This is a genomic window from Pseudonocardia xinjiangensis (genome assembly GCF_050948425.1).
Lineage (GTDB): Bacteria > Actinomycetota > Actinomycetes > Mycobacteriales > Pseudonocardiaceae > Pseudonocardia > Pseudonocardia xinjiangensis.
This window is the reverse complement of the sequence record NZ_CP192009.1, coordinates 3,030,280-3,046,152: the sequence shown is the minus strand read 5'-3', so window position 1 is coordinate 3,046,152 and position 15,873 is coordinate 3,030,280. Positions and strand designations below refer to the sequence as shown.

The following is a 15,873-nucleotide window of genomic DNA, read 5'->3' as shown; positions in this document are numbered from 1 at the left end:
CCTGAATGTACTTCTCGGAAGGCAACTCGGGCACGGACCGATGCACCCGATCGCGCGAGCGAAGCGCCGTCACGGAAACGTCAGAAGGTACCGGTTGCCTACGGGACGGCCTCGATCAGGCTGTAGCCCATGGCCAGCGGCGTGACCCGGCTGATCGTGAAGCCTGCCGATCCGAGCAGTTCCCGGAAATGCGACTCCGTGCGCTCCAGAGCAGCATGTGCGACCAGCATGTGCAGGTCGGCGCGGGCGAGCAGACGGTGCTCCGGCTCCGCTTGCATGGTCCCGGGAACGAGCCGCTCGATCACCAGGAGCTTCGACGAGGCGGTCATGGCCCGCCGGCAGGTGGCAAGGATGTCATGGCCTTGTTCGTCGTCCCAGTCGTGCAGGACGTTCTTGAGCACGTAGACATCGGCATTCGCGGGCACTTCCTCGAAGAAGTTGCCCGACAGGAGGGTGCAGCGGCCGGCCACGCCGCATTTCTCCAGATACGGAGGGGCTTTCTCGATCGCATGCGGGAGATCGAACAGGACGCCGTCGACGGTGGGATTGGCCACCAGGACGGCTGCGAGCAGTTCTCCGTACCCGCCGCCGACGTCGACGATCCGGGAGTTCTCAGCGAACTCGTAGCCGGAGACGATTCCACGGGTGGTCAGGCGGGTGTGCTCGGCCATCGCGGCGTTGAAGATCGCGGCGCGGGAAGGGTTCTGGCGCAGGGGGTCGAAGTGCGACGTCCCACTGACGATCTCACGGGCGCTGCGGCCGGTGGTGACGCTGTCGAGCAGATGTCCCCACTCGGTCCAGACCTCGCGGCCCCAATAGATCGTCCAGGAGCGGAGTGAGCCCTCGGCGTCGCTCCGGAGCAGGGCACCCATCGGTGTCAGCTCGAATGTGCCGTCCTCGCGCTCGCGGCAGATCTCCAGCGTGGCGAGCGCGCGCAGCAAGCGGTACAGGGACGGGGCGTGCGTGTGCGTTGCCGCGGCGAGGTCCTCCGCGGAGCGGGGCCCCTCGGCCAGCAGGTCCGGGACACCCAACTCGGCGGCCACTCGGGTCGCCTGTGTCATCCAACTGCCGTTCACGATCTCGAGCAGCCGCGACGCCTGCGCCAGCACGTCGTCGCTCGGGTCAACCTCCGACATGTGTGGGCTCCTCTCCCGCCTGCGGCACGCAGTCACCTCATCCTCAGTTCGGGGTGGACGGCAGCCAAGTGATGTTCCGCATGGCGACCGTCACGAAATCGACGAGCGCCGCGACCGCGCCAGCAGGAACTGCTGCGTCTCGGTGCCACCCCGGGCCGGGACCTGCACCTCCTCGCACTGCAGCAGGTCGAAGCCGGCATCGGTGACGACCGCGGACAGCTCCTCGGTGGGGTAGGCGGTGACGGCGATGGGCACCCCCAGGAACTCGATCTCCACGGCGTCGAGGTCGCCGGCGACCATCCCCAGGGCGAGCAGTCCTCCCTCGCGCATCCTGGCGGCGAGACCGGTGAGCACTCGGGGGATGTCGGCGCGCGGCAGCATCAGCAACGCGAAGAACGAGACGACGGCGTCGAACGTGCCGAGGGCCGGGTCGAGATCACGCAGGGCCTGGGTATTCGGCGCCCGCCGACGCGACGTGCGCCTCGTCCTCGAAGCGGCTGCGTGGCCGGGAGAGGCCCAGGTGCTCGCGCAGCGTGGCGCCGGTGTACTCGTCGCGGAACAGCCCGCGCTCGCGCAGCAGCGGCACGACCCGGGAGGTGAACAGCTCGAGCCCACCGGGGTAGAAGGGCGGCATCACGTTGAACCCGTCGGCGGCGCCCTGCCGGAACCACTCCTCGATGGCGTCGGCCACCTGCTCCGCGGCGCCGGTGAGGACCCGGTGGCCACGGGCGCCCGCGAGCCGGTGCAGCAGCCGCCGGACGGTGGGCCGCTCCCGTTCCACGATCCCGGCGACCACCTGCAGCCGCGACCGGGCGTTGTCGGTGACATTCCCGGCGTCACGGAACAGCTCCTCCGGGACGGGCCCGTCCAGTGCCGCCTCGGAGAGTCGCACGCCGGTGAGCTGCTCGAGCTGGCGCAGCCCGTACTCGGGCACGGTCAGCTCGTTGAACTCCCGTTCCAGCTCGAGCGCTGTGGTCTCGGTGTCGCCGATGAACGGGCTGATCCCGGGCAGGATCACCACCTCGGACGGGATCCGGCCGAACCGCGTGGCCCGATCCTTGATGTCGGCGTAGAACGCCTGCCCGTCCTCAAGCCGCTGGTGGGCGGTGAAGATCACCTCGGCGAACCGGGCCGCGAAGGAGCGTCCCTCGTTCGACGCGCCCGCCTGCACCAGCACCGGGCGGCCCTGCGGCGAGCGCGGCACGTCCAGCGGTCCGCGCACATGGAAGCGGGGACCGGTGTGATCCGCCGGGTGGATCCGCGCGATGTCGGCGTAGCGCCCCCCGGCCCGGTCGAGCACGATCGCGTCCTCGTCCCAGCCGTCCCAGAGCTTGGTGACCACGTCGAGGAACTCGGTCGCCCTCGCGTAGCGGTCCGCAGCATCGGGGTGGACGTCGAGGCCGTAGTTCGCCGCGACGAGGTCCGAGACGGTGGTGACGACGTTCCAGCCGGCCCGGCCCTTACTCAGGTGGTCGACCGACGCGAACAGACGCGCCAGGTTGTAGGGCTCGTAGTAGGTGGTCGACGCAGTCGCGATCAGCCCGATCCGCGAGGTCGCCGCGGCGATCGAGGCGAGCAGCGTGATCGGCTCCAGCACACCGACGGCGTTGTGCGCCACGTTGGGAGTGAGGACGGGCATGTCGGCAAGGAACACCGCGTCGAACGCCGCGTCCTCGGCAGTGCGGGCGATCTGGTGGAAGTAGTCGGCGTCGTGAATCCGTTCCGGCTGGGTCGCGGGATGGCGCCACGCCGCCTCGTGGTGCCCGGCCGGAAAGATGAACGCGTTGAGATGTAGTTGCTCGGCCATCAGCTACTCCAGAGGGAGTGCCGGCGCTCGATGCGCACCAGCACGTTCAGGCCGGCGTGGCAGCCAGCAGACTGTAGGGCCGCCCGGGAGATGGGAGCGGAGTCACTCCCGTCAGCTTCAGGCCGGATGCGGCGAGCAGTTCGGTGAACTCCGCTTGCGTGCGTTCCCGGCCGGGCAGTTTGATCAGCATGTTCAGATCCCGCACCAGCATGCCGGTATCGAATGCGGCGGGATCGGTGGGCACCACCGACTCGATCAGGTACAGCCTCGCGTCGGCGGTCATCGACTCCCGGCACCGGGTCAGTACCGTGGTGGCCCGTTCGTCGTCCCAGTCGTGGACGATGTGCTTGAGCAGATAGGCGTCGCAGCCGCCGGGCACCGACTCGAAGAAGTCACCGGAAACGATCTCGCAGCGGTCCCGGACCCCGGCTTCGGTGAGTGTTGCCTCGGCTTCGTCCAACCCGGACTCGGTGTCGTAGAGCAGCCCGAGCGTCTGCGGGTTGGCGGCCAGCACACCGGCAAGCAGCGCTCCGCTGCCGCCGCCCACATCGGCTATTCGGCCGTGCCAGGAGATTCCCAGTTCGTGCAACGACCGCGCCACGCCCCGGCTGATCTCTGCCATCGTCTCGTTGAAGACCGCCGCGTGCTCCGGATGTGCCGACAACTGCTCGAAGTACTCCTGGCCGAACATGCGCCCGACAGCATCCCGTCCGGTACGGACGCTGTAGTTCAGTTCGCCCCACGGCCGCCGTTTCTCGACGTCGCCGTACAGCAGAATCGTGTTGCGCACCGATCCCGCAACGCCGGGACGCAACAGCTCGCCGCCGACGCTGAGCGCGAAGAGATCTCCCTCGAGGCTCACCAGATTCAGGGACACCGCGACGCGCAGCAGCCGGTACAGCGAGGGTCCGTGCGTTCCGGATCGCTCGGCGAGCTGATCGGTAGTCGCCGCCCCGTCGGCCAACAGATCGACGATGCCGAGACTGACCAGCGAGTACAGAATATGAGGAACGAATGAGTCCCAGATGAAGGAGACAAGTCGGGCGCGCTCCTTTTCGACATCGTTCACGTCACCGTCCTACCACATGTCCACGCACGACCTGTCCAGACAAGCGTTTCCGCCGACCGACCCGATCCAGCCATCGAAGATTTCGTTGCCATTCATCGAAAACTCTCCACCCTGCGCCCGCTCCTTTCGAGGTAACGTGGGCCGCCGTGGGCGAGGGGCTGGGCGAATCGCGTCCGGCGGGTACGAAGCGTGACCGGGACGGGTTCCGGCGTCGTCTCGAGGGCGTGCTCCACCGGCCGGGGGAAGCCGGATACGCCGAGCCCACGAGTTGTTCAACCCGGGATTCGAGGCGATCCAGCCGGCCGGGTGGTGCGGACCGCCTCCGCCGGCGACGTGCGCGCGTCGGTCCGGTTCGCCCGTGACAACGCGCTGGCCTGCGTCCCCAAGAGCGGCGGCCACTCGTTCGTCGGCGCCTCCACCGTCGAGAACGGGCTGGTCGTCGACGTCGGGCCGCTGAACGGCATCAGCTATGCGGACGACGTGGTGACCGTCGGCGCCGGGGCCGAGATGTATGACATCCACTCGTTCCTGGACGAGTACGGCAGGTCGCTCCCGACCGGCGCGGGCCCCACCATCGGCATTTCCGGACTGGCTCTCGGGCGGCCTGGGAATCCACACCCGCGCCCATGGTCCGACGAGTGACAGCATCCTGTCGATGGACGTGGTCACCGCCGATGGGGTGCTCCGTTCCGTCAGCCCGACGGAGAACGCGGACCTCCGCTGGGCAGCTGACCTGGCCCGAGGCGGATGCGGTTGCGGTGGTGCAGGGCTGGCAGTGGTTCGTGCACGAAGAGCCGGCAACGTCCTGGGCCAACATCACCGTCGAGGCCGGGGCAGACGGAGCGTTGTCGGTCAACGCACTCGGGATTTCCACAGCCGGGTCCGCCTCGGCCGTGGCTGCGGCAGCAACACCACTCCGCGGACGCGATCCCGGGCCGGGTCCGACGTCCGCGGGGCCCTATGGACGCCGCAACGATCCGCCGCCTGCTCGACGCCGTGAAGTCCGCACCGCGGGAGAAAGTCGCGGCGCGGGTTCTCCTGGACCCGCTCGGTGGCCACGCCGCCGTCCAGCCGAAAGGCGGTTCCGCCTGGCCGTGGCGGTCAGCCCTCGGCGCCATCCCCTGAGACGCGCCTCGGTACATCGGCTTGCGGACCGGTGACGGGCTCAGGCACCCGTCCTTCCCGGGGCGATCGATCCGGCCGCGCCGGCCCGCCCGGAGGGCGGCTTTGCCGGACGGTCATGGAAGGCGGACCAGGTTCGATGCCACCGCTCCCCCATCGCTGCCAGGAGGTGTGGAGTCCACACCCGCGATCTAAGAAAAGAGCGAAGGTGTAGATTCAAACAGAACGAGTGCATCCCGTCCCCACTCCTCGAACAATGGAGACATCCTGATGGAATCGGCACCTATAAATCCAAGCCGTACACTGGGTCGCACAAAGCTTTGGACGACCTGCCCGCTTATTTCACCTACCAGGTTGAAGGATCTGACTTCGATGATCCTGCAGACCACTCGCTGATGCGAGCTCCAGTGCCGCCACTTCAACTCGACGACGAACCAACGCGGGTCGTGGACGGCGATCGACGTTGTGATTGAGTTGCTCCGGTCGATCTTCCAGGACGGGTCGCCGCTGTCGCGCAGAGCGACCAGCGCGGCGGCGGCGAGGTGCGCGCCAGCCGAGATTCGGCGATGAGCGGGCGCCCGGTGCCGACATCGGCGGCAAGCCACTTCGTTCATCCCGGTCGCGCTAGCGGTGTTCGGCCTGGGCATGGCCGTCGGCAACGAGCTCGGCGGCCGGATCGCCGACCGGTACCCCGACCACGGCCTGCTCGGTGGCTTCGCGGCTGTGCTGGTGCTGCTTGCGGTGATCGGGCTCGCCGGCAGCACGCTGGAGGTACTGCTGCCGGCGTTGTTCGGCGTCGGCGCGACCATGATGTTCGCGGTCCCGGCCATCCAGGTCCGTCTGACCGCGTTCGCACCGGACGCACCGACGCTGATGGGCGCGCTCAACCTGGCCGCCCTCAACCTGGCGAACTCGCTCGGGGCGATCGGGGGCGCCATCGCGCTCGACGCCGGATGGGGACCGCTGTCCACGGTGTGGGCCGGCTTCGTGCTGACCAGCACCGGGCTGCTGCTCCACCTCGCGGTCGTGCGCCGGCGCGCAGGCGTCGAGTCGTGACGGCGATGGAGATCGAGCACCGGGTCAGCTCGGCTGACCTCGTCGCGGTGCTCGCCGCGCGCACGCCCCGGGTCGGCGGCAACGACGGCGGCTGGCCGGGACTGACCCTCTACCGCCACACCGCACCGATGACGCCCGCCTGGAACGAGACCCGGTCGCTCTCGCTCGGCATCGTCGCCCAGGGCAGCAAGGCGGTGACGGTCGACGGCGAGCGGCACGTCTACGACGCGTTCCACTACCTCGTGCTCGGCGGCAGCCCGCACCTGCAGGCCGAGATCCCGGAGGCCGGCGTGAACGCGCCGCTGCTGTCCCTGGTCCTGGAGATCGACCCGGCGGCGGTGCGCAGGATCTCCGCCGGGATGGTCGGCCGCGGCGCAGGAGGGCTCGAGCCCGTGGGGGCCGGCGACGGTGACCGCTGCGTCGTCTCCGCGCTCGACCCCGAGCTCATGGCTGTGGTGCTGCGCTTCCTGCGGTCGCTCGACAGCGAGGCCGACCGGCGGGTACTGGCGCCGATGTGCGTCGAGGAGATGATCTACCGGGTCCTGTGCCGCGAGCAGTTCTCCCGCTTGCTGCGGTTCGCGGCCCGGCAGACCGTCCAGAGCCCGATCCTCGCGGCACTCGCCTTCGCGCGGGCGCACTACGCCGAGCCACTCACGGTCAACGACCTGGCCCGGCGGGCGGCGCTGAGCCCGTCGGCGTTCTCGGCCCATTTCCGCGACGCCACCGGCCGCTCGCCGTACCAGTTCCTCAAGGAGTGCCGGCTCGACCGGGCCCGCGAGTTGCTCGTCGGTGGCGGCACGAGCGTCGCCGCGGTGTCCCGCCGGGTCGGGTACACGAGCGCCTCGCACTTCATCAAGGAGTTCCGCACCCGTTTCGGCGTCACGCCGAGGGCGTACGCGGACGCCTGCGGGCTCGACGCCGAGCCGCGAAATGCGCAGCGCACGCCGACCAGGTGTAGTGCCCATGAGCGTTGTTGACGGCGTGTCGGCCTGAGGACATGTGTCCCCCCAGCGATCACAGAGGCTCTGCCGACCGCCCATCTGTTCGACCTCTTATGCGGCGAGGTGCAGGAGTGGTTGTCGGCGGGGTCTTCGCTGTGGGTCGATCCAGGCGGGTGGGATCAGCTCGGGGAGCCCGTCGCGGATGCGGACTTCCCACTCGGAGTGGTGCTGCAGCCGGTGACAGGCCCGGCAGAGCATGACGCAGTTGTGCAGGGCGGTGTCGCCACCGTCCTGCCAAGCTGTGATGTGGTGGACCTCGCACCACGACGGCGGCCGCCCGCAGCCGGCGCACCCGCGGTCGCGGGCGGCGATGGCGCGGCGCAGCCCGTCGGGGATGGTGCGGGTGACCCGCCCGACGTCCAGCGGCTGACCCTTCCCGTTCAACACCACCGGCACGACGGCGGCGTCGCAGGCCAGCATCCGCAGTGACTCCGGCGACAAGGTGCCACCGAAGTCCAGGCACGCGGCGCGGGCCCGGTTCTCCAGGTCTTCCAGCCGCACCAGCACGGTCAGGTGCGGGCGCCGCCCGCCGCACTCGGGGACGTCGCCGTGGTCGAGCACGTACCCACACACATCGGCCAGCGCTTCGGCCTGACGTTGCGCGGCGCTGCGGTGCTGGTCGCCGCTGGTGGGTCGGGCGTGGGCGTCGATCACGGTGGCGATGGCGTCGAACATGGCCGCGTCATCGAACCGGCCCTTCAGGGTGCCGCCGGCCTTTCCGCGGTGCCGGAGCAGGTGCAGTTCGTTGACCGCGGCGGGTGGGCGGTCGTCGGGTTCGGCGCCGTCCTCGTCGAGGGCCTCGACGAGAGCGGTGCCCCAGGCCTGTAGTTCGGATGGGGTGTAGACGGCGGCCTTCTCGGCCAGTTGGGCTTCAGCGCCGGCCCACACATCTGGGGTGAGCCGTTGCGCGGCCGGGGTGGCGAGCACGCGGGCGATCACCGCGACGTGCCGCAGGCCCGTGGCGCCGGCGGCGAACACCGTGGCGGTGGCAGGCAGCTTCGCGGGCACCGCGGTGCCATCGAGCCCGACCCGTGGGCACACCTGCTCGGCGGCGACCACCCGCTGGCGGGCCTCGAACCGTTCCCACCCGAGCAGATCCCCCACCGCCGCCGAGGTGGACGTGTAGCCGCGCTCGGCGAACGTGCCGCGCCGTTCCAGGGTGGCCACGGTGGCGACGACGAGCCGGTCCAGCCGGCGGCTGGTGCCTTCGCAGAGGGTGAGCACGGACAGCAGGTCGTCGTCGGTAGCGGAGTCGGTGGCGGCGGACAGCGCGTCGATCGCCTCGACCAGGAGGCGATGGGCGGTGGTGAGCGGCTGTCCGACACCTCTTCATCGTACTCGAACACATGTTCGAATCGATGTTGGTCGTCGCAGGTCAACGGCCATTCAGCGCTCGTGCAGTGGCCGGCCCAGCCACGCCTGTCGGCTCCCGTCTGTCCCGCCTCGACCATGTGGTCTCGGAGCGCCGCGATCCTACGGGTCCACGATCAGGTCCGCGAAGATCGTCCGGTGTGCCCCGATGTGTCGGGGTCGCCCGTGTGGACGCCGATCCGGCCGCCCCGCAAGCTCGACACCAACCAGCTTGCGGCGGGCGAGATCGACTGTCCGGCGATCGGCGGTGCGAGCGTATTTCGGATAGGTACGCTGGATCCGCACGTCGGAGGAGGTTGCGATCTGCATGGGTGACGGACATGCGCCCCGACGGTCTGAGCAGGAGGGCACGCTCGGTGCCGGGTGGGAGACGCATCGACCTGCGGTGTTCGGCGTGGCCTACCGGCTGCTGGGCAGTGTGGCCGATGCCGAGGACGTGACCCAGGACGTGTGGCTGCGGGCGGCCGGAGCAGATCTGCACGGGGTCGAAGACCTGCGGGCCTGGTTGGTCACGGTGGCCGCGCGACGGTCCTACGACATCCTCAAGAGTGCTCGGTCGCGGCGAGAGGCCTATGTCGGGCCGTGGCTGCCGGAACCGCTGCTGACGGGGCCGGACGCCTCGGAGCCCGTGCTCGTCGACGAGTCCGTCAGTGCGGCGATGCTGTTGATCATGGAGGAGCTGAGCCCGCCGGAGCGGGTGGCCTTCGTCCTGCACGATGTCTTCGGTTTCGAGTTCGGCCGGATCGCGGAAGTGCTGGACGTCGCCGTGCCGGCCGCCCGGCAGCTCGCCTCGCGGGCGCGACGGCGGGTGACCACGGCGAAGCAGTCCGCTCCGCAGGCACCGAAGGCGGAGCGCGAACTGGTGCTGGCGATCTTCCGCGCCGCCTACGAGTCCGGTGACCTGGCCGGCCTGGTGAGGCTCCTGCACCCCGACGCCGTCTACGTCACCGACGGCGGCGGCAACGTCTTCGCGGCGCGCAAGCTCATCCATGGTGGTGAGCGCATTGCCGAGGTGATGGTGCGAGTGGGTCGCCAGTGGCGTCCGGACCACATCGATGTCGTCGAGGTCGGTGGCGAGCTCGCCCTCGTGTTCTACCGGCAGGGGCGCGTCCATTCCGTCGACACGGTGCAGATCACAGAGGGTCTGATCACCGCGTACCGCAGGGTCATCAACCCGGACAAACTTTCTCAGGTCTGAGCTGTCACACCCGGAGGGGCTACCTCGTCTCCCTGATGAGACGAAAAACGGGACGACGAAGAACACGCGCGCAAGCAGGCGGGCAGGCGATCGATCCCCCTCCCAGTAAGGACCGTCATGCAAGCCATCGCTGTTCGAGACCGAGACGCCGGTATCGCCGGGCTGTCCCTGACGGACCTGCCCTACCCCCACGCGGCCCAGAACGACGTCGTCGTGCGGGTGCACGCCGCGGGTTTCACCCCCGGGGAACTCGACTGGTCGGCCACGTGGACCGATCGCGCAGGCCGTGACAGGACGCCGAGCGTGCCCGGCCACGAGCTGTCGGGGGTCGTCGTCGAACTGGGATACGGCACCACCGGCCTGAGTGTCGGCCAACGGGTCTTCGGGCTGGCCGACTGGACCCGCAACGGCTCGCTCGCCGAGTACACCGCGGTGGAGGCCCGGAACCTGGCACCGTTGCCGGCGGATATCGACCACCTGGTGGCGGCCGCGCTACCGATCTCCGGGCTGACCGCATGGCAGGGCCTGTTCGACCACGGCCGCCTGGCCACCGGCCAGACCGTCCTGGTCCACGGCGCTGCGGGCGGCGTGGGGTCGATCGCGGTGCAGCTCGCCCGCGAAGTCGGCGCCCGCGTCATCGGGACCGGCCGGAGCTCCAACAGGGACCAGGCGCTCGCGCTCGGCGTCGACACCTTCCTCGACCTCCAGACCGAGAAGCTGGAGGACGTCGGCGAGGTCGACGTCGTGTTCGACGTGATCGGCGGAGACATCCTCGACCGCTCGGCCGCCCTGGTGCGCGCCGGCGGCACGCTCGTCACCATCGCCATGCCGCCCAAGGTCCAGCCCCTGGACGGGCGGGCCGTCTTCTTCGTCGTCGAACCCGACCGCGTCCGACTTGCCGACCTCGCCACGCGGCTGAGGGACGGACGGCTCAGGCCGGTCGTCGGCGCCGTACGGCCCCTCGCCGAAGCACCCGCCGCGCTCGGCCCCGGCAAGCGCACCCCCGGCAAGACGATCATCCGCGTCACCGAGAGCTGAACAGGAGATCCTCATGGTCGGAATGCGGATCGCCGGCGGCATCCTGGCCGTCGCCACGCTCGCCGGGGCGATGGCCTGCACCGCAGCGGACCAGCCCGCCCCCGCGACACCTCCGATGCCTGCCACCGCATCGCAGCCACCCACCGAAACCCTCACCCCCCTGCTTCAGCAGGCCCTTCCGAATGTGCAAGGCAAGACCTTCACCTCTTTGATCGTCACCTTTCCGCCCGGCGCACGCGCGGCGCCGCACCGGCACGGCAACGCCTTCGTCTACGCCTACGTCCTCGAAGGCACCGTGCGCAGCCAACTCGACGACCAACCCGTCAGCACATTCCGCACAGGCGAGAACTGGGTCGAGCAGCCGGGTGCTCACCACGTCCTCACGGAGAACGTCAGCTCGACGGAACAGGCCAGACTCTTGGTGGTCTTCGTCGCCGACACCGGAGCCGAGCTCAAGGTCGACGACCCACCCCGGTAACGCCAAACCGCTACGGCGGGCGATGTTCCCGGAAATCACCGGCCGACAAGGCCACACGAAACGAAGCGAAGGAACCGTGACGAACACGCAGCGCGTCAGCATCGACAAGCAGCACCCGGCCGCCTACAAGGCCCTCATCGCCCTGTCGGCGGAGGTGGAAACCAGCGCCGCTGCGGCGGGCCTCGACCCGCTCCTGGTCGAGCTGGTGAAGATACGTACCTCCCAGATCAACGGCTGCACCTTCTGCCTACGCATGCATACCCGCGACGCACTCAAGAAGGGCGAGAACCCCGACCGGATCGCCGTGCTGCCCGCCTGGGCAGAGACCGGCTACTTCTCCGAGACCGACCGAGCCGCCCTCCGCCTGACCGAGGCGATCACACGTGTGTCGGACGGGCACGTCAGCGACGAGGACTACAACGCCGCCTCGGCCGTGCTCACCGCAGACCAGACCTCGGCAGTGGCCTGGCTGGCCACCGTGATGAACGCCTGGAACCGCGTCGCCATCACCAGCCGGTACCCCGTCGCCGGCTGACCTCGCCCACTGGTGACCGCGAGGAGGCCATCGCGCCCCTCGACGTCGGCCGCGCCCCCTTCCACATACCGGACTGCCGACATGGCTTTTGCGCAGCGCCGCTACCACGTGCCGGCCTGCCCTTCTGGGAACGCAAGATCCGAGTCTTCACGGTCTGACTGACTCCCCTCGGGGCCGCTTCGCCGACCGCAACCCGATTCGATTGCTGGGCATCGGCGTCGTCGCGCTACCAGCGGACTGGCTCCTTTTCGCGCGTCGCGGGCAACCCGGTCGCTGCATTCGGGTCCATGTCCGCGATCACCCGACCACCGAGCTCCGAGCAGAGGCCATTGAAGCCCGCGGCAGAGTTTCTGGCGTATTCGGGTCCCACCACTTCTAGTAAGAGGATGTATGTCGATGAGTTTCTATGATTCGTCCCTGCCTCCGGTCCTGAGGGAGGATGCCGCGGCTCTCGGGGCGGCGGTGGCGGGTTCGGTTCTGCTGCCGGGCGACCCGGGATATGACGACGAGCGTGCGGTGTTCAACCTCAATCACGAGTTGGCGCCCGCGGTGATCGTGGTGGCGCAGAGCGCGGCCGACGTCCAGGCCGCCGTCACTTTCGCAGCCCGGCAGCACCGGCCCCTCCTGGTGAAGACCACCGGCCACCAGATGATCGGCACCGCCCACGGCGCCGTCGTGATCGCAACCCGTCGGATGAACGAGGTGGCCATCGACCCGGTCAGCCGCACGGCCCGGGTCGGCGCCGGAGTGCTGTGGTCCGATGTCATCCCGGAGGCGGCCAAGGCCGGACTGGCCCCGCTGAACGGGTCGAACCCCACGGTGGGAGTCGCCGGCTACGTCCTGGGCGGCGGTCTGAGCCCGACACTGGGCCGTTCCCAGGGCTACGCCGCCGACCATGTGCGATCGCTGGAGGTGGTGACCGCCGACGGCGAACTACGGCACACCGACGCTCAGTCCGAACCCGAACTGTTCTGGGCGCTGCGCGGCGGCAAGGGCAACTTCGGTGTGGTCACCGCGCTGGAACTGGACTTGTTCCCAGTGCCCTACCTCTACGGCGGCGGCATCTACTTCCCCGGCGAGCGCATGGCCGACGTGCTGCGAGCCTGGACCGCCTGGCACCCCGACACCCCGGAAACCATGGTCTCCTCGTTCGCCGTACTCCGCCTCCCACCGGTGCCCGACGTGCCCGAACCACTGCGCGGGACGTTCGTCGTGTCGTTGCGGTTCGCCTACAACGGCACGGCCGAGGACGGCGAGCGGCTGATCGCGCCGCTGCGCACGGCGGCGCCGGCAGTCCTGGACACCGTGCGGGACATGCCCTACACCGAGGTCGCGTCCATCCACAACGAGCCGACCGAACCGGTGCCCTACTACGAACGGGGCATCATGCTGCGGGAGTTCCCCACCCAAGCACAGGACAAGCTCGTCGAGCTCGTCGGCCCGGACTCCGACACCACCTTGTGGATCGCCGAACTGCGGGCCCTGGGCGGGGCATGGGACCGGGAACCGACAGTGCCCAACGCCGTGGCGACCAGAGGCCTGCCCTACAGCCTGCTGGGCGTCGCGGTCGGTCCACTGCCAGAGGAACCGCAGCTCAAAGCATCGGTCGCCGCACTGCTCGACGGCATGCAGCCCTGGCAGGGCGAGCGGCGGCTGGTCAACAACCTCGCACCGGACGAGGCACCCGACGCCGCCGCGATCTACGGCGAGCAGCGCTACGAACGCCTGGCGACCATCAAGAAGACCTACGACCCCGCCAACATGTTCCGGCTCAACCACAACGTGGCGCCGGCCACCTGATCAGGCAGCGGCCGGCCGGGCGGGCCAGACGTGCTGCCGGCGTGAGCGCGCACGGGCACGAGCCGCCGTTCGATCTGGAAGGAAGACAACTGTGAACCACACCACTGTGGCGATCGTCGGGGCGGGTCCCGTCGGGCTCATCGCGGCGCACGAGCTCGCCCGCCGGAACATCCCCGTCCGCCTCCTCGAGAAGCGACCCGGACCCTCGCACACCACGCGGGCATTCACCCTCCACGCGCGCACGATGGAGATGTTCGAGCACATCGGCGTCGCGCACCGAATCGAAGAGGTCGCGCTGCCGTGTCCCGGCAACGTCTACCACTTCCGGGGGATGAGCGAGGAGGAGAAGCCGCGTACGGACTTCCGGACGCTGCCGACCCGATATCCGTACTACTACAAGATCAACCAGAACGACTTCGAGCAGGTGCTGCGCGAACACCTACGAGCGCACTACGGCATCGTCCCGGAGTACAACCACGAGTTCACCGACCTCGGCCAGGACGCCGACGGGGTCGACGTGTCCGTCGTAGACCGCCGGACCGGGGAGTCAGAGACATTCCGATGCGGCTGGGTCATCGGCAGCGACGGCGCCCACAGCCGCGTCCGGGAACGATCTGGGATCGAGTTCCAGGGTGACCGGGTCGGCGTGATGGCGATGATGGACGTCGAGATCGAGGACTTCGTCCACGACGACTCCTGGGTGAACTACTTCATCGGCGACTCGCTGTTCATGCTCGTGACGCGCCTGCCCGGCCGACTGTGGCGGGTGTACCTGAGCGACGCGGGGGCGATGACGCGGACCGACGACCCGAGGGAGTCGTTCCAGACCGTGGCCGACGAGATGGGCATCGGCATGCGCATCGGCGAGCCACGGTGGGCGACCCAGTGGGAGATCCTCAACAGCCAGGCCGGACGGTACCGGGACGGAAGGGTGTTCCTCTGCGGTGACTCCTCCCACGTCCACTCCCCGGCCGGCGGGCAGGGGATGAACGGATGCATGCAGGACGCGTTCAACCTCTGCTGGAAGCTCGCGGCGGTGATCGACGGCGCCGCGCCCGACTCGCTGCTGGACACCTACGAGGCGGAGCGCCGCCCGATCGGCGCGCAGATCACCGCCGGCGCGAAGGCGACGCACGACATCGTGATGGCCTTCGGCCAGGGGCTGGAGGACCGGATCGCCCTGACCCGGCAGCCGGGCTGGCAGGAGCAGACCGTCAGCCTGATCTCCGGTCTCGCCCACAACTACCGCGACACGGTGACACCGTTGTCGGTTCCTGCCGTGCCCGGCCCCCACGGCGGTGACCGGGCCCCGGACGCACAGCTCGTCGTCGAGCCACGCAAGCGCCTCTTCGACGTGCTCCGGCACAGCGGGTTCACCCTGCTGCTGGTCCCGCGGGCCGGACAGCAGGGAGATCTGGCACACGCTCAGACAGTGGCCGAGGCCGTCACGGCGGCGTACGGCGCCCGTGTGTCGCCCGTGCTCGTCTCGCACGAGCGCAGTCCGGCCTTCGATGAGGATCACAGCGTCCCGGACCAGCTCGGCGAGCTCGCCACGCGCTACGAGATCGGTGACGGCGACGCCCGCGCCATCCTGATCCGCCCGGACATGTACGTCGGAGCGCACTGCCGCCTGGAGGATGCCGCCGCGCTCGTCGACTGCATCGGGCAGTGGCTGACGCCCTCCCTGCGGATCGGTGGGCCGGCTTCCGGTTCGCCTCACCACCCGTCCGCGTCCTTTCTGGAGGACACCGATGTCCGCGACCACGACGCGCACGGAGTCCGCCGACCTGCGCGCCGGCGCAACCCACCAGTCGCGCCCTGACCCACGCCGCGCTGACCACCGCCGGCCGGCTCGAACAAGGACCCCCATCACCGCCCGACCGGGCCGGTGATCACCGGCAAGACGACGACCACGAGTTCGCCTGCGGAATCACCGCGCACCACGGGGTCATCAATCCGGACAAACTTTCTCACGTCTGAGCTGTCACACCCGGAGGGGCTACCTCGTCTCCCTGATGAGACGGAAAACGGGACGACGAAGAAACACGCTCGCGAGCAGGTGCGCTCGATCGCTCCCCCTCCCAGTAAGGACTGTCATGCAAGTCATCGCTGTTCGAGACCGAGACGCCACGCCCCAGCCCGCGGTAAAGGCTCCGGCCGGTCCCGATAACGCGGGCGCCGCAGGAGACCAGCCCGCCCCCGCCACGACTCCGATGCCACCACGGCATCCAGGTCGACGGAACGGGCCAGGCTGAGGGCTTC

The 15,873-nt window shown here is 69.4% G+C and carries 14 protein-coding genes; 9 read left to right on the top strand and 5 right to left on the bottom strand.

All coding sequences use genetic code 11. The annotated features are described in order from the left end of the window. Positions 1–98 precede the first annotated feature (98 nt). The 4 genes from ACQPZA_RS14470 to ACQPZA_RS14455 all read right to left on the bottom strand — a co-directional run bounded on the left by ACQPZA_RS14470 (position 99) and on the right by ACQPZA_RS14455 (position 4,012). Entirely contained in the window at positions 99–1,136 is a 1,038-nt protein-coding gene (locus tag ACQPZA_RS14470; protein ID WP_433281317.1) for a methyltransferase, read from the bottom strand. 90 nt (positions 1,137–1,226) lie between these two features. Continuing rightward, complete coding sequence (locus ACQPZA_RS14465) at positions 1,227–1,523, bottom strand: hypothetical protein (RefSeq protein WP_433281315.1); 297 nt, start codon at positions 1,521–1,523, stop codon at positions 1,227–1,229. A gap of 49 nt (positions 1,524–1,572) precedes the next feature. Further along, complete coding sequence (locus ACQPZA_RS14460) at positions 1,573–2,943, bottom strand: LLM class flavin-dependent oxidoreductase (protein ID WP_433281313.1); 1,371 nt, start codon at positions 2,941–2,943, stop codon at positions 1,573–1,575. A 46-nt stretch (positions 2,944–2,989) separates the two neighbouring features. Continuing rightward, positions 2,990–4,012, bottom strand: coding sequence for a methyltransferase (locus ACQPZA_RS14455; RefSeq protein WP_433281311.1), 1,023 nt, complete (start codon positions 4,010–4,012; stop codon positions 2,990–2,992). A gap of 309 nt (positions 4,013–4,321) precedes the next feature. Between ACQPZA_RS14455 and ACQPZA_RS14450 the strand changes: the two genes are divergently transcribed. The 3 genes from ACQPZA_RS14450 (at position 4,322) to ACQPZA_RS14440 (ending at position 7,167) form a co-directional block, all read left to right on the top strand. Then, a complete protein-coding gene (locus tag ACQPZA_RS14450; protein ID WP_433281309.1) occupies positions 4,322–4,654 on the top strand; it encodes an FAD-binding protein in 333 nt (110 codons plus the stop codon). A 1,125-nt stretch (positions 4,655–5,779) separates the two neighbouring features. After that, positions 5,780–6,190 carry a hypothetical protein gene (locus ACQPZA_RS14445; RefSeq protein ID WP_433281308.1) on the top strand — a complete coding sequence of 137 codons (411 nt, stop codon included), beginning with the start codon at positions 5,780–5,782 and terminating at the stop codon, positions 6,188–6,190. Between the two features lie 5 nt (positions 6,191–6,195). Then, on the top strand, positions 6,196–7,167 hold the full coding sequence (locus ACQPZA_RS14440; protein ID WP_433282814.1) for an AraC family transcriptional regulator N-terminal domain-containing protein: 972 nt from the start codon (positions 6,196–6,198) through the stop codon (positions 7,165–7,167). A 75-nt stretch (positions 7,168–7,242) separates the two neighbouring features. On the opposite strand, the gene ACQPZA_RS14435 is transcribed toward ACQPZA_RS14440, so the two are convergent. After that, positions 7,243–8,415 carry a DUF222 domain-containing protein gene (locus ACQPZA_RS14435; RefSeq protein ID WP_433281306.1) on the bottom strand — a complete coding sequence of 391 codons (1,173 nt, stop codon included), beginning with the start codon at positions 8,413–8,415 and terminating at the stop codon, positions 7,243–7,245. A 454-nt stretch (positions 8,416–8,869) separates the two neighbouring features. On the opposite strand from ACQPZA_RS14435, the gene sigJ reads away from it, so the two are divergent. The 6 genes from sigJ to ACQPZA_RS14405 all read left to right on the top strand — a co-directional run bounded on the left by sigJ (position 8,870) and on the right by ACQPZA_RS14405 (position 15,433). Next, the gene (gene sigJ, locus ACQPZA_RS14430) at positions 8,870–9,760 is read left to right on the top strand and encodes an RNA polymerase sigma factor SigJ (protein WP_433281304.1); all 891 of its coding nucleotides are present in this window, start codon (positions 8,870–8,872) and stop codon (positions 9,758–9,760) included. Positions 9,761–9,877: 117 nt separating this feature from the next. After that, positions 9,878–10,798 (top strand): NADP-dependent oxidoreductase, encoded by a 921-nt coding sequence (locus ACQPZA_RS14425; protein WP_433281302.1) that lies wholly within the window; start codon positions 9,878–9,880, stop codon positions 10,796–10,798. Positions 10,799–10,811: 13 nt separating this feature from the next. Beyond that, complete coding sequence (locus ACQPZA_RS14420) at positions 10,812–11,276, top strand: cupin domain-containing protein (protein ID WP_433281300.1); 465 nt, start codon at positions 10,812–10,814, stop codon at positions 11,274–11,276. A 76-nt stretch (positions 11,277–11,352) separates the two neighbouring features. After that, complete coding sequence (locus ACQPZA_RS14415; RefSeq protein ID WP_433281298.1) at positions 11,353–11,811, top strand: carboxymuconolactone decarboxylase family protein; 459 nt, start codon at positions 11,353–11,355, stop codon at positions 11,809–11,811. A gap of 396 nt (positions 11,812–12,207) precedes the next feature. Next, on the top strand, positions 12,208–13,611 hold the full coding sequence (locus tag ACQPZA_RS14410; protein WP_433281296.1) for an FAD-binding oxidoreductase: 1,404 nt from the start codon (positions 12,208–12,210) through the stop codon (positions 13,609–13,611). Positions 13,612–13,702: 91 nt separating this feature from the next. Continuing rightward, entirely contained in the window at positions 13,703–15,433 is a 1,731-nt protein-coding gene (locus ACQPZA_RS14405; RefSeq protein ID WP_433281294.1) for an FAD-dependent oxidoreductase, read from the top strand. Positions 15,434–15,873: the final 440 nt, after the last annotated feature.

Excerpts from the sequence above, each read along its gene's own strand:
- ACQPZA_RS14470 (WP_433281317.1), bottom strand. The coding sequence starts at position 1,136 with ATGTCGGAGGTTGACCCGAGCGACGACGTGCTGGCGCAGGCGTCGCGG.
- ACQPZA_RS14460 (WP_433281313.1), bottom strand. The coding sequence starts at position 2,943 with ATGGCCGAGCAACTACATCTCAACGCGTTCATCTTTCCGGCCGGGCAC.
- ACQPZA_RS14445 (WP_433281308.1), top strand. The coding sequence starts at position 5,780 with ATGGCCGTCGGCAACGAGCTCGGCGGCCGGATCGCCGACCGGTACCCC.
- ACQPZA_RS14440 (WP_433282814.1), top strand. The coding sequence starts at position 6,196 with ATGGAGATCGAGCACCGGGTCAGCTCGGCTGACCTCGTCGCGGTGCTC.
- sigJ (WP_433281304.1), top strand. The coding sequence starts at position 8,870 with ATGGGTGACGGACATGCGCCCCGACGGTCTGAGCAGGAGGGCACGCTC.
- ACQPZA_RS14425 (WP_433281302.1), top strand. The coding sequence starts at position 9,878 with ATGCAAGCCATCGCTGTTCGAGACCGAGACGCCGGTATCGCCGGGCTG.
- ACQPZA_RS14420 (WP_433281300.1), top strand. The coding sequence starts at position 10,812 with ATGGTCGGAATGCGGATCGCCGGCGGCATCCTGGCCGTCGCCACGCTC.
- ACQPZA_RS14410 (WP_433281296.1), top strand. The coding sequence starts at position 12,208 with ATGAGTTTCTATGATTCGTCCCTGCCTCCGGTCCTGAGGGAGGATGCC.